Consider the following 13,319-nt stretch of genomic DNA (forward strand, 5'->3'; position numbering starts at 1 on the left):
CCGCTTTATGGAAGAATTTTTCAGAGATATTATAAATCATATCAAGGGTTATTATAACAGCATTGTTGATCTTACCCCAAAACTATTACTTGCTTTTGCAGTAGTCTTAATTTCGTGGTTCATAGCCTCCCGAGTAAGAGGATTTGCAGACAGAAGGTTAAAAACGAGGATGCAGGATCCGCTATTAGCAACTTTTATTGCCAACCTCCTTAAAGCTGTTCTTATTATAATCGGCTTCCTGTTTATGTTTCGTGTTATCGGACTTACCGGTGTAGCACAAAGTATCCTTGCCGGAGCAGGTATATCAGCCTTTATCATTGGATTTGCCTTGAGGGATATTGGTGAGAATTTTTTGGCGGGTATTCTTCTGGCATTCAAAAGACCATTTTCTGTAGGTGATATTATTGAAACCAATGGTGTGAAAGGTAAAGTTGAAGCCCTTAATTTACGTGACACTCAAATAATAAGTGCCAGCAAAAACATTTATATCCCAAATGCCCTTTTAATCAAAAACACACTTATTAATTTTAACAGTGAAGGCTACTTATTACAGGATTTTACAATTGGGCTTGAATATGGTTCTGATTACAGAAAAGCACTGTATCTGATTACTGAAATATTAAAAAAAGACAGTGAAATTGTGGACAAGGATTATTTTAATTCGGCAGTAGTTTCCGGAGTAACAGGGAGCACTGTTCAGATTAATGTCAGATACTGGGTTAAAACGGATTTATCCATTAGTCAACATCTCTCGGAAATGATTATCAAAGTCACCGAAATGCTGAAGGAAAACGGATTCAATATCAAATAAATACATCTTATATATAAGATAAAAATCCTAATTCTAAGGGTAATTTAGAATTAGGATTTTATTTTTTTCAAAATTATTGCCATGGATCTAAAACAACCTTCACACAGCCGTCTTCTCTCTTTTTGAAAATATCATAAGCATGTGAAATTTCAGATAAGGGCAATCGGTGGGTTATAATGTCGTCTAATTTTACCTTACCCTGAACTACATATTCTAAAAGTTTATCGATATGCTTATGTGCCGGGGCCTGCCCTCCCTTAAGAACTATTCCTTTGTCAAAAAACTGACCAATAGGAAAGTTATCATAGTTTACTCCATAAACACCTAATACTGAAACAATTCCGCTTCTTCTAACGGCACTCATACAGGCTTCAAGAACTTTAGTAGATCCTTTTTCAAAATTAACTGTAGCTTTTACGCGATCGACAAAACTACGATCAGGTTCAAAACCTACAGCGTCAATACAAACATCTGCTCCGCGGCCTTGAGTAAGAGCCCGGATCTGCTCTACTACATCTTTGGCACCATCTTCCCAAAGTATGGTAGTCGCACCCGTTGTTGCTTTAGCTTTGTCAAGTCTGTATTGCAAAGTGTCCACAATTATTACTTGTCCGGCACCGCGAAGCCATGCACTTTTGGCAGCCATTAAACCCACAGGTCCGGAACCAAATATCGCTATAGTTTCACCTCCTTTTACCTCTCCCCAGTCCACTCCTGTATATCCGGTTGGAAAAATATCCGTCAGAAAAAGAACTTCTTCGTCTGTCAGATTCTCAGGAACCACTCTTGGTCCATAATTGGCATACGGCACACGTACATATTGTGCCTGGCCTCCATCGTATCCACCGTATAAATCGGTATAACCAAAGAGTGCTCCTCCTTTTTCTGTTAGTATTCCCCCTTCAGGACCATAATTTTCCGGATTGCTATGCTCGCAATTTCCAGGCACATCATGATTGCAGAAAAAACAATTTCCGCACGCAATCGGAAAAGGGACTACAACCCTGTCCCCTCTTTTAAGATGGGTTACGGCAGACCCCGTCTCTTCTACTATTCCCATAAACTCATGACCTAAAACCATTGGTCTTGGCTGAGGAAAACCACCTGAATAGATGTGTAAATCAGATCCGCAGATTGCAGTTGAAGTTACTTTTAAAATAATATCATCTTTTTCTATTAGTTTAGGATCATCTACTGTATCGTATTTAATAGATCCTGGTCCGTGTATGACTGCTGCTTTCATATTATGATTTTTAAAATTAAGAAACCCTAAGTAACTACTATTAAAGCTATTAGACTTACATTATTTATTATCATTCTTACATAAATACACAACTGGCAATCCTATAAAATTTAAAAATAAAATTGTAAGCATACCATATTACTGCACTGTAGTTTTGCTATATTAAGATACTTATACTTCTTTTCTTAAATAAAAACAACATTATGGATTCAGATAATACATTAAAAAACTCCAGTATAACTTCAGGTGAAAATGTTTCATTCTGGATTGATTCTGCGCCTATCATTTCCGGGGATTTGCCAACTCAGGATATTCATACTGAAGTACTTATTATTGGAGGCGGAATTGCCGGGCTGACCACAGCTTATAAATTGCTCAAAGCAGGAAAAAAAGTAGTAATTGTTGAAGACGGGTTTATTGGCAGCGGCGAAACGGGGCGTACAACAGCGCATTTGACCAGTGCCTTAGACGATCGTTATTATTTTCTTGAAAACACTTTTGGAGAAGCAGCAGTAAAATTAGCCGCCGAAAGTCATGCCGCTGCCATAGATGAAATCGAAAAAATTGTTGCCGATTTAAATATAGATTGTTCTTTTAAAAGAGTGAATGGTTATTTGTTCCTTCATCCAACTGATAAAGAAGAAAACTTAGAGAAAGAATTTGAGGCGACTCAAAAGGCTGGATTGAAAACTGCTTTATTAAAAGGAATTCCTGCATTAGCAAATTGTGAAGATCAGTCTTGCGTAGCTTTTAGCAATCAGGCACAGTTTCATGTATTGCATTATTTGAAAGGCCTTGCTGAAGCTGTTATTTCGCTTGGCGGAATTATTTACACCGAAGCTCATGCCGAAGATATTAATAAGAAGGGGGCAAAAGTAAATGGTTTTACTTTTTCTGCAGATCATATCGTTGTGGCCACAAACACTCCTATTAATGATATTGTGACTATGCATACGAAGCAGCATGCTTACAGAACGTATGTAATTGCAGGTAAAATTCCGAAAGGAGCCCTTCCCTATTCTCTTTGGTGGGACACAGGCGATCAGGAATCAAAATGGGTATCTCAGCCTTATCACTATGTGCGTCTGGAAAGTTTTGACGAACAATACGATTTGCTGATATCGGGAGGAGAAGACCATAAAACGGGTCAGGCAGATGAGGAAGACATTTCTGAATCAGCCCGATATGACAGACTCGAAGCATGGACCAGAAATTACTTCCCGATGTTAGGCGATGATCTCACTTACAGATGGTCAGGTCAGGTAATGGAACCTGTCGATTCTTTAGGCTTTATGGGAAAAAATCCCGGAGACGAAAATATTTATATCATTACCGGTGATTCCGGAAATGGTATGACACACACTACAATTGGTGCTATGATTATTTGCGACAGTATTATGGGCATTAAAAACAAGTGGGAAGATCTGTATAATCCTTCAAGAATTACTTTAAAAGCGACAGGTGATTTTATAAAAGAAGCTGGCAATATGGCTTCACAATACCTGGACTGGATAAGCGGATCCGATATACAAAACACTGCAGATTTACCTGCCGGGCAAGGCGCTATACTTTCTTCAGCATTAAAGAAAATTGCAGTGTATCGTGATTATGACAATACCTTAAAAGCCTTTTCCGCAGTTTGTCCGCATTTAGGCTGTATTGTACAATGGAATAATGATGAGAAATCTTTTGACTGCCCTTGTCACGGTTCGCGATTTGACTCAGAAGGAACAGTAATTAATGGTCCGGCACAATCAGATTTGTCTAAAATTCATATTAAATAAAAAACATGAAAGCTATTATAGTTTTGGTTATCTTAAAAATAAAATGACGCTCTAATACTAAATGCTGACTGAACTTCCTGGGGGACTATCTTGCTAAGAAAACAAAAACGCAACTCCTGAATATTACAATCGAAATTATGTGAAGGATGCCGAAGCTATATCAGATTCTTTGAAAAAAGCAGCTAAGTAAATTAAATACATAATTTCTACCTGCTTTTACTTTTTAAACATGTGAATTATACAACACTTATTATTTTATTTGTAAGAAATAATTGCTGCTTCATTTTATTTTTGTAGCAACTGAATTTTTAATACTATCTACCGAAATTCTTTATAAACCGAATCACAATTATTAATAACAAGTAAAAAACAGGTAAGATGAAATTAACCAAAACAGTAACCGGAATTACATTTAGTGCATTTGATTTATTACATGCAGGCCATGTTAGAATGCTTGAAGAAGCAAAACAGCACTGCGATTATTTAATTGTAGGATTACAAACAGACCCAACAATAGACAGACCCGAGAAAAACAAACCGACCCAATCTGTTGTTGAGCGATATATTCAGCTAAAGGGCTGCAAATTTGTTGACGAAATTATTCCTTACGCAACAGAACAAGATCTTCAGGACATACTTCAGGCTTTGCCAATCGATGTTCGTATTTTAGGAGATGAATATAAAGACAAGAACTTTACAGGTCGTGAATATTGTGAAAAAATGGAGATCAGACTTGTTTTCAATAAACGCAATCACCGTTTTTCAAGCAGCGGGCTCAGAAGAGAAGTATATGAATGTGAATCTCTAAAATTAGTGTGATTATGATACATCCTGACACAGAGATACGATTTATAAGCCCAGAAAAAGGATACGGTGTTGTAGCTACAAAATTAATTCCGAGAGGCACGATCACATGGGTTCAGGACGATCTGGATCAGATATTTTCGCGGGATCAGGTAACGAAGCTTAATCCTTTTATAAAAAAGTATCTTGAAACCTATTCTTTTACGAATAAACACGGCGACATGGTACTTTGCTGGGATAATGGAAAATTTGTAAACCATAGTTTTAAACCGAGCTGCTTTAGTACACCGTATGATTTTGAAATAGCTATCAGGGATATTTATCCCGGAGAAGAATTAACGGATGATTACGGATATCTGAATGTAGAAAAACCTTTTTATGTTATTGATGAGGGCACTGAACGAAAAACAGTATATCCGGATGATATTTTAAATTTTCATGAAGAATGGGATAACTTAATCAAAGAAAATGCTCCAAAAGTTTTAGAAACTATACAGCCTCTTATTGAGTTGATTCCGGCAAAAACGTGGAATGAATTTATACATGCAGTGCATAATCCAAGCCAAATGAAATCTATACTTGAGTGCCATTATCAGCACGGGATTCACGTAAAAAATGCTTCCTAACCTAACGAAAATTAAGATAATTTTTTAGAACCAAAATTTATAATATGCCATCAGACATTGTTATAAAATGCAGTAAGGCTATAGCATCAAAAGGCTGGAATATTGCTTTTGCAGAAAGTGCTACTGCAGGCAGAATGAGTTCAGAATTTGCGATGACCCCACATTCGGGAGAAATTTTGCGGGGCGGCCTTGTTTGCTACGACGTATTTATTAAAGAACAAATATTAAATGTCCCACATGCAGTCATTGAAAAATTTACTCCTGAATCAGCAGAAGTAACACAGGCACTGGCTCAGCAGGCATCGAAAGTATTTAATTCAAAAATAACAGTTGCTATAACAGGATTAACAAGTCCGGGTGGAAGTGAAACAGAAGAAAAGCCTGTAGGCACAATTTTCTTTTATATTATAACCCCCTCTGAAAAAATAAATCATCGGGAAGTTTTTGAGGGCAATCCGGAAGAAATTGTATTAAAAGCAATTGATAAGACTGCAAAACTTATTATTGACAGCATCTCCAGAATTTAAAAAAGAAATAAAAAAAGCTGCAATCTCTATCCTGACAATTGCAGCTTTTGTAATAAAATTTAAGAACCACCTCCCGGCTTATTTCTAAAGTTTCAGCTTATAGCTGCATTTTATTTTATTCCCATATTGTAAAAAAGGACGCATTTTATATCCTAAGAATTCGTGAATATAAAAGTATCTCTTAAGGAAGCTTTGAAATTAAGTTCAGGGTATAAAACTGTACTATATGGATAAAGAAAATAAAAAAATGATTAATGAACACTTGTCAAATGAGAGAACTTTTTTGTCATGGATTCGTACGGGTATCGGAATCATGGTATTTGGCTTCGTGATTGTGAAATTTTCATTATTTGTAAATCAATTACCAGCTTCTTTTTTTAAGGACTCAACGATTCCAAAAAACGGATTTACAATATTTCTTGGAATTGCTTTAGTCTTTACAGGTGCTATTACCATTTTATTATCGTACTGGAAATACAAACAAATGCATAAACTACTTCAAAAAGGTGAATATTTATATTCTACAATGTTATTGACCATACTGACAGTTGTTATCTTTTTTATGAGCATCATTATAATTGCTTATTTGATCATGGCTGCGTATCCACTCACTTTTCCAATCGACTAAAAATAGCAATATGCTGTAAATTATGTAATTAGACCACTATGATATGTAATTTTTTGATCTGTCGTAAGTGTAATTTAGCACTAAATAACCTCAAAATTTAGTTATTATGAACTCAGATAAAAGAGAAAATTACGATCATGGCGACCGGTATTTTCAAGACAACTCAGAATACAAGGATGAGAATTTAGTATCTAATGTATTAGATAATTCCATTACGAACGATGACGAAAAAATTTTTAGTCAGCAAGATCCTGATGAAGATTACAGAGATCCTGACGACATAGATCCAGATGATTTGGAAGATGAAAATTTTACAGATGCTGACGAACTGGAAGAAGAGCAAGACTTGTTTGAAGACAACGACAAAACAGACGACTTACATGAAAAAGATATCGAAACTAATTTAGATGATGAAGATGATGAAGATGATGAAGATGATATTGTAAAACATAAAAGGAATTTATATCGCGACAGAGATCTTTAAGAATTAATTAACTAAACCGTTCTCACCAGAGCGGTTTTATTATTTGTAGATCAATGATTTTATATCTAATAACATGGTAATTTTTGTAATTTATCAGTTAAATAGTATAAAACGAAATTCCATAAACTTCTTACTTTTAAACTCCTAACATTAAGTCATACAAATAATTAAAAACAAAAAGATAAAAATTATGGAAACCAACACATTTGCACCGACACAAGTACAAAAAAAATCAAAACTCAAAACCAATGTATCAGCACTTGAAAGAATTGCGATGATCACCAGCGGAACTTACTTACTGTACAAAGGCTTATCTCAGGAAAAGAAAAGCGCTGTTCAAATTGGCACAGGGGGCACCATGCTGCTAAGGGGACTATCTGGCTATTGTCCAGTATATGATGCTGTTGAACATTTAAAAAAAGATAAAGCTTCTAATGTAAATATCAGGATTAACAGCACAATTAATAAACCAATAAGCGAAGTTTATGCTTTTTGGAGGGATTTTGAAAACCTGCCTAAGTTTATGACTCATCTTGATTCGGTTAAACCTTTAAGCTATACCACTTCTAAATGGACAGCAAAAGGTCCAGGAGGAATAGGTAAATTAACCTGGATAGCTGAAATTGTAAAAGATGAAAAAGACAGGCTCATCAGCTGGAATTCTTTACCGGATTCTTCAGTTAAAAATGCCGGAAAAATTGTTTTCAGACCAAGTGAAGAGGGGACAGAAATAATTGTCACTATTTCTTATCATGCTCCGTTAGGAATTGCCGGCGAGGGAGCAGCAAAACTTCTAAACCCCTATTTTGAAAAAATCGTAAAAGATGACCTTACAAATTTTAAAACTTATTTAGAATCTAATTAATAAAAAATAAAGTTTGTTAAAAATGAGCCTGTGAGATTCGAACTTACAGGCTTTAATATTTATACTAGCGACAATATAAAATTTATTAAAAGTGGGTATTATGTAATATTGGAGCGAAATTATGTAAATTAAAGATTTTATTACAAGATATTTTTATAAGAATTAATTTACCTGCTAAATTTATGTTCGTATGAAAAAGTCGTATTTAACAATTATTTTACTCGCTATTTTTGTTGCTTTTGTAAACACTAATTGTTCTGCTCATTGTGATGACGAAGATTATACACGAGATCAGAAGGAAGCCGTTTTACATCAGAAAATTCATATAGATTAATCTTGATTCAATTAAAAATTCACTAACAGTTTAAACAATAAAATTTATAAATATGATAAAAATTTACCTTGCTGTACATCTATAGTTGCTGATGTTTATATAATCTTAAATTGTATAATATCATTATTGAAATTATTTAAAAACATAATTTTTAACAAATTATGAAAACAACTTTCAATCAAACCCAACTATGAGATATAAAAACATTTTACAGATTGATGACGATTATGATGACTGTGATTTCTTTCTGGAGGCTCTTGAACAAGTATCAGCTGCCGCCTCTTACACAGCAATTCACAATCCTGTCCAGGCGTTACAGAAACTTCTATCTAATGAAATACATCCTGATGTAATTTTTCTTGATATTAATATGCCGGTAATGAATGGTATGGAATTACTAGTGGAAATGAATAAAAAAGAGTTGGTTAAAAATATTCCTGTAATAATATTATCTACCTCAATACCCTGCGACTTTGAAAACAAATTCCAGCATTTGGGCGCATCCGGTTATTATATCAAACCAAATGATTTCGGCACTATGAAAACAATATTACAAAATATTGTATAGGTACTTTAAAATCCATATCAAAATTAACACGCCTAAATTATATTTTTTTAACGCAAATCTTACATAATTCCCACTTGATAGTAAAAGCTGTAGTTTTATAGTACAACACTGGTTATCTTTGTTTGAAAATCTTCTTATGAAAGTAACCGAAACTTATGAAATGGGATATAGAGTAAATAAATTTCCAATTGTGGGTATTGGTGCTTCTGCCGGAGGATTAGATGCCTTTACAAAAGTAGTTTCAGCAATAGCGCCAGATTCAGGAATGGCTTATATCATTGTACAGCAGCTATCAGCTGATTATCCCGGCAGTCTTACGGAAATACTTTCACAATATTCCAATATACCTGTACACGAAATCATTAGCGACATACATCTTTTACCCAATAACATCTATGTTATTCCGGAGAACAATTTTCTTATTGCAGAAGAAGGTTCTTTAAAACTTAAGCAAAAAACCCGAAGTGATAGACGAAACAATACTGTTGACATCTTTTTTGAATCACTTGCAGACGTTCACAGAACCTTTGCTATTGGAATAATTCTTTCAGGTACTGGTTTTGACGGTACAGCAGGATTCAAAAAAATTAAGGAATTAGGAGGCGCTACAATAGTTCAGGATCCCGATACTGCAGCTTATAAAGGAATGCCACAGAGTGCTATCGATACAAATATAGCCGATTATATTCTGGCTCCGGAAAAAATTCCGTCGCAGTTGATTGAAATACGTAACAGTTATATTTCAAATTATGGTTACACAGAAGAAGAACATATTCCGGGCAACGATGAGGAAATCATCTTACAAATCATTAACCTAATTTTTTCAAGAACTGGTAATGATTTTAGTCATTATAAACACCCTACGATAAGACGCCGCATTGCCCGAAGAATGGTTGTAGCAGAGAAAAATACCATAGAAGATTATTATAATTTTTTAAGAAACAGCAACAACGAACAGGATCTCTTATTTGCCGATTTCTTAATTCATGTAACCTATTTTTTCAGGGATCCGGAAGCATTTGAAAATCTGTCTAAAACTGTGTTTCCATCATTGATTAAAAATATTACAAATAACAACCTGCGAATCTGGGTAGCTGGATGTTCCACAGGAGAGGAAGCGTACTCATTGGCAATTTGTCTTCATGAATATTTTTTAAAAACTAACAATAAAGATATTAAGGTGCAGATTTTTGCATCTGACATATCAGAGAAGTGCATTACAAAAGCCAGATCCGGCATTTATTCCTATCAGGATGTTCAGATGGTGTCAGAAGAAAGGCTGGGCAATTATTTTACTAAAAGTGAAGGCAGTTACCATATCAACAAAGTCATTCGTGATATGTGCATTTTTGCTGTACATAATTTTGTAAAAGATCCTGCATTTGCACGAATCGATTTAATTACCTGCCGCAATACGCTCATCTATTTTGATCCTTACCTGCAAAATAAAGTTTTAGGTACTTTTCATTATTCATTAAAAGAAAAAGGAATGCTGTTTCTTGGAAAATCAGAATCAGTAACCTATTCTCAGGATTTATTTGAAAGTGTTAAAAAACATGCAAAAATTTATATACGCAAATTTGTCCCGGGACGATATACAACTCAGTCATTTAAGGCTGTACCAGACAATTTGCAGGTAAAATTGCATACTTCTGAAATAAAACCTTCGCCTGAAGATGATTTTAGAAAAATTACTTCAGAAATTTTACTAACGAAATATACGCCTGCAAGTGTTATTATTAATAAAAACCTTGACATTGTGCATTTTCATGGTGATATCAGTCCATTTTTAGCACCTTCACCTGGAAAGCCAAATTTTAATGTTTTAAAAATGGCACGTGAAGGAATTGGTTTTGAATTACAGAATGCGATTTCAAAAATAAAAGAAGACAAGCAAAATATTCGGAAAGACGACATAAAAGTAAAGGCACACTCCTATCAGGTTTCTTTTGAAATATTCCCACTTCCAAATGATGATGATCATCTTATGATTCTTTTTTATAAGATGCCACTTCCAGTTACAGACAGAAAGATTCATGAAAATTCAGCGCAAAATCGTATTGACAAACTTGAGAGAGAGCTCTCACAATTGAGAGAAAACATAAAAAGAGTTACCGAAGAGCAACAAACTGCTTTTGAGGAGTTACAAACAAGTCATGAAGAATTGCTGAGCAGTGAAGAAGAACTGCAGGCAATGAATGAAGAACTGGAAACCAATACCGAAGAACTTCAGTCTAACAATGAAGAACTGACCTGTCTTAATGACGAACTTGTCGATCGTCAGATACAGCTTATATCAATGCGTAATTATTCCGAATCAATTGTTAAAACCATTCGTGAGCCATTATTGGTTATCAGTAAGGACTATATCGTTAAAAGTGCTAATCCGGCATTTTACAAGTACTTTAATACCAGTGAAAATATCACTGAAGGTTACAGTATTTTTGAAATTGGAAATTGTCAGTGGGACATTCCGGAATTTAAGCAGCAATTAACTAAAATAGATGGCGATTTTTCGGTAGAAAACTTAAAAATTGATATTGTATGCGCTGATAAAAATAAAAAAACCATTATAGTAAATGCCAGCCTCATACTAAATTCAACACCTGAGGGCCTTATTCTTCTTGCACTCGAAGATATTACAGATTTAGTAACCACAAATGAGTTATTGACAAATAAAAATATTGAATTACAAAAACACAACGAGCAACTTGAGGCTTTTACATCTGCAGCCAGTCATGATCTACAGGAACCACTGCGTAAAATTCATATGTTTTGCAAAATAATTTTTGAGAATGAAACAGGTCTGAGCGAAACGGGAAAACATAATCTCGAACGGGTGCTGTTCTCAGTCAACAATATGAGTCAGTTGATGAAAGATCTTATTAATTATTCGAGAATTACCTTCTTAAAAAAAGAATATAAAGAAACAGATCTAAATATTGTCCTGAAAAAAACCGTTGCAGACATCAAGGATACTATTTTAGAAAAAAAAGCTGTACTCACTATTCTGCCGCTTCCTCAATTAAATATTATACCCCATCAGATACAGCAGCTTTTTACAAATCTAATTCTGAACTCCCTTAAATATACAAAAGAGAATATAATACCTGAAATTAAAATTGAAACTATAGAGCCACCGACTGAAGAAATACTTGAAATAGGCGGAAACAAAGACAATAAATATGTAAAAATTTCCTTAAGTGATAATGGTATCGGCTTTAGCCAGGAATATGCAGCTAAAATATTCGATCCTTTCTTTAGATTACATAATAAGGATCAATATCATGGCAGTGGTTTGGGATTAACAATTGTAAAAAAAATAGTAACTAATCATGAAGGTTTTATAAAAGTAGTAAGTAAATTAGATTATGGAACCACTGTCCACATTTATTTACCCCAATAACAAAAAAGGGTTCAGGATAAAGTAGTACTTTTTTCATTGTTCTATTTGTTTTTGATCTTTTTGGCAGGCTGAATGATTGATTTTGATTTTAACCAATAGTCGATTATTGCTTTTATCATCTTTTTGAATTCAAGATAATCATAAGGCTTAACAAAATAGCTCTGCGTTGGTATTGAATAAGGATCAATCACATAGGTCTGATTAAAAGATGTTGTAAAAAACAGGTATGGACAATTAAACAATGTACCTACATTATCGAGATTTGTTTCTGCTACTTTATGGTTCAAAACATTCAATAAAACAATGTCCGAAAAAAAAAGAAACGGTTTGATTTTATGTCTCAGTAAATGATTACAGGCTGTTTCCGGATTATTAAAATAGATGACAGGGTTTGAATAGTCCAATTCTGAAAAAACCTCTATAAATAACTTTCGATCTCCCTGCTTATTTTCAATGATTACTATGGGTCCTTTTTTATTCATAAATTTATTTTTAGTGAATAGTCTGAGTTGATATTAGAGTAAAATTATATTGCAAATATTTTAATAAACTTACAAAAAAAACTTACAAAATAAACATTCCGAATTATATAATTATCATGGTGCTTGTAAAATGGATTTAATAAAACAAGTATATAAAATGCTGATAATTATATAATTACTGGTTTAAATTTTGTAAAGTAAAATTTAAATTACAGGTTAATTTTGATTTTACACTTTTTTAAACTGTTATTAACTTTTTTAAAATCATTTCATTATGACCACACAAAACAAGGAAAATTACGGTCGGGATGTTCGTAGTTTTCACCACCCGGAAGATGATATGAAGCCTGCTTCAGATATAACCAATCACGATTTAGCAAATCAAATCTATACAAATGAATATGACGATGATGAAGAAATTGTAAATGACGATGATGATATTGTTAATAATGAAGATGATGATGAGTTAAATAACCAATTTGCTAATGCATCTGAAAGGGATATCGGATACCCGGCTGAAAATTATTTAGATGAGGATAACGAGAATAGTTTCGTTGCTGATCAATGGGATGAGGAAATTGATCCAAATGATATTGACGATGACCTTGAAGAAGATTATGATGAGAATGACCGTGAAATAGATAATTTTGCGAACGATACTACTAAAAAAGACCTGCTGGATCTTGAATATGATATAGATCAGGATCTTGAAGAAACGGATCCTGTCAACCATCCGCGAAATTTCAAATATTAAATT

At 34.0% G+C, this 13,319-nt stretch carries 14 protein-coding genes; 12 read left to right on the forward strand and 2 right to left on the reverse strand.

Going from position 1 to position 13,319, the window contains the following annotated elements; translation table 11 throughout:
• Positions 1 to 7: 7 nt before the first annotated feature.
• Positions 8 to 811, forward strand: coding sequence for a mechanosensitive ion channel family protein (locus GXM17_RS03035; protein ID WP_163397798.1), 804 nt, complete (start codon positions 8 to 10; stop codon positions 809 to 811).
• 73 nt (positions 812 to 884) lie between these two features.
• On the opposite strand, the gene GXM17_RS03040 is transcribed toward GXM17_RS03035, so the two are convergent.
• Positions 885 to 2,054, reverse strand: a complete 1,170-nt coding sequence (locus GXM17_RS03040; protein WP_163397799.1) for a zinc-dependent alcohol dehydrogenase — start codon at positions 2,052 to 2,054, stop codon at positions 885 to 887.
• 203 nt (positions 2,055 to 2,257) lie between these two features.
• Between GXM17_RS03040 and GXM17_RS03045 the strand changes: the two genes are divergently transcribed.
• From GXM17_RS03045 to GXM17_RS03090, 10 genes are all read left to right on the forward strand, one after another.
• Positions 2,258 to 3,838 carry an FAD-dependent oxidoreductase gene (locus GXM17_RS03045; RefSeq protein ID WP_163397800.1) on the forward strand — a complete coding sequence of 527 codons (1,581 nt, stop codon included), beginning with the start codon at positions 2,258 to 2,260 and terminating at the stop codon, positions 3,836 to 3,838.
• A gap of 378 nt (positions 3,839 to 4,216) precedes the next feature.
• Positions 4,217 to 4,657, forward strand: coding sequence for an adenylyltransferase/cytidyltransferase family protein (locus GXM17_RS03050; RefSeq protein ID WP_163397801.1), 441 nt, complete (start codon positions 4,217 to 4,219; stop codon positions 4,655 to 4,657).
• 2 nt (positions 4,658 to 4,659) lie between these two features.
• Positions 4,660 to 5,268 (forward strand): SET domain-containing protein, encoded by a 609-nt coding sequence (locus GXM17_RS03055; RefSeq protein ID WP_163397802.1) that lies wholly within the window; start codon positions 4,660 to 4,662, stop codon positions 5,266 to 5,268.
• A 44-nt stretch (positions 5,269 to 5,312) separates the two neighbouring features.
• Entirely contained in the window at positions 5,313 to 5,795 is a 483-nt protein-coding gene (locus GXM17_RS03060; protein ID WP_163397803.1) for a CinA family protein, read from the forward strand.
• 226 nt (positions 5,796 to 6,021) lie between these two features.
• Entirely contained in the window at positions 6,022 to 6,423 is a 402-nt protein-coding gene (locus GXM17_RS03065) for a YidH family protein (RefSeq protein ID WP_163397804.1), read from the forward strand.
• A gap of 106 nt (positions 6,424 to 6,529) precedes the next feature.
• A complete protein-coding gene (locus GXM17_RS03070) occupies positions 6,530 to 6,907 on the forward strand; it encodes a hypothetical protein (protein ID WP_163397805.1) in 378 nt (125 codons plus the stop codon).
• Between the two features lie 190 nt (positions 6,908 to 7,097).
• Complete coding sequence (locus GXM17_RS03075; RefSeq protein WP_163397806.1) at positions 7,098 to 7,772, forward strand: SRPBCC family protein; 675 nt, start codon at positions 7,098 to 7,100, stop codon at positions 7,770 to 7,772.
• Between the two features lie 190 nt (positions 7,773 to 7,962).
• Positions 7,963 to 8,106, forward strand: a complete 144-nt coding sequence (locus GXM17_RS03080; protein WP_163397807.1) for a hypothetical protein — start codon at positions 7,963 to 7,965, stop codon at positions 8,104 to 8,106.
• Between the two features lie 190 nt (positions 8,107 to 8,296).
• The gene (locus GXM17_RS03085; protein WP_163397808.1) at positions 8,297 to 8,674 is read left to right on the forward strand and encodes a response regulator; all 378 of its coding nucleotides are present in this window, start codon (positions 8,297 to 8,299) and stop codon (positions 8,672 to 8,674) included.
• A gap of 136 nt (positions 8,675 to 8,810) precedes the next feature.
• Positions 8,811 to 12,080, forward strand: coding sequence for a CheR family methyltransferase (locus GXM17_RS03090; protein WP_163397809.1), 3,270 nt, complete (start codon positions 8,811 to 8,813; stop codon positions 12,078 to 12,080).
• A 41-nt stretch (positions 12,081 to 12,121) separates the two neighbouring features.
• Here the strand turns inward: GXM17_RS03090 and GXM17_RS03095 are convergent, their stop codons facing one another.
• Entirely contained in the window at positions 12,122 to 12,562 is a 441-nt protein-coding gene (locus GXM17_RS03095; RefSeq protein ID WP_163397810.1) for a response regulator, read from the reverse strand.
• A gap of 274 nt (positions 12,563 to 12,836) precedes the next feature.
• Here GXM17_RS03095 and GXM17_RS03100 point away from each other — a divergent pair, with 274 nt between their 5' ends.
• Positions 12,837 to 13,316 (forward strand): hypothetical protein, encoded by a 480-nt coding sequence (locus GXM17_RS03100; RefSeq protein ID WP_163397811.1) that lies wholly within the window; start codon positions 12,837 to 12,839, stop codon positions 13,314 to 13,316.
• Positions 13,317 to 13,319: the final 3 nt, after the last annotated feature.

This window comes from Flavobacterium fluviatile (assembly GCF_010645065.1).
In the GTDB taxonomy this organism is placed as follows: Bacteria; Bacteroidota; Bacteroidia; order Flavobacteriales; family Flavobacteriaceae; genus Flavobacterium; species Flavobacterium fluviatile.

Coding starts and splice junctions, on each gene's coding strand:
- GXM17_RS03060 (WP_163397803.1), top strand. CDS start 5,313: ATGCCATCAGACATTGTTATAAAATGCAGTAAGGCTATAGCATCAAAA.
- GXM17_RS03080 (WP_163397807.1), top strand. CDS start 7,963: ATGAAAAAGTCGTATTTAACAATTATTTTACTCGCTATTTTTGTTGCT.
- GXM17_RS03065 (WP_163397804.1), top strand. CDS start 6,022: ATGGATAAAGAAAATAAAAAAATGATTAATGAACACTTGTCAAATGAG.
- GXM17_RS03050 (WP_163397801.1), top strand. CDS start 4,217: ATGAAATTAACCAAAACAGTAACCGGAATTACATTTAGTGCATTTGAT.
- GXM17_RS03085 (WP_163397808.1), top strand. CDS start 8,297: ATGAGATATAAAAACATTTTACAGATTGATGACGATTATGATGACTGT.
- GXM17_RS03055 (WP_163397802.1), top strand. CDS start 4,660: ATGATACATCCTGACACAGAGATACGATTTATAAGCCCAGAAAAAGGA.
- GXM17_RS03100 (WP_163397811.1), top strand. CDS start 12,837: ATGACCACACAAAACAAGGAAAATTACGGTCGGGATGTTCGTAGTTTT.
- GXM17_RS03070 (WP_163397805.1), top strand. CDS start 6,530: ATGAACTCAGATAAAAGAGAAAATTACGATCATGGCGACCGGTATTTT.
- GXM17_RS03075 (WP_163397806.1), top strand. CDS start 7,098: ATGGAAACCAACACATTTGCACCGACACAAGTACAAAAAAAATCAAAA.
- GXM17_RS03095 (WP_163397810.1), bottom strand. CDS start 12,562: ATGAATAAAAAAGGACCCATAGTAATCATTGAAAATAAGCAGGGAGAT.
- GXM17_RS03090 (WP_163397809.1), top strand. CDS start 8,811: ATGAAAGTAACCGAAACTTATGAAATGGGATATAGAGTAAATAAATTT.
- GXM17_RS03035 (WP_163397798.1), top strand. CDS start 8: ATGGAAGAATTTTTCAGAGATATTATAAATCATATCAAGGGTTATTAT.
- GXM17_RS03045 (WP_163397800.1), top strand. CDS start 2,258: ATGGATTCAGATAATACATTAAAAAACTCCAGTATAACTTCAGGTGAA.
- GXM17_RS03040 (WP_163397799.1), bottom strand. CDS start 2,054: ATGAAAGCAGCAGTCATACACGGACCAGGATCTATTAAATACGATACA.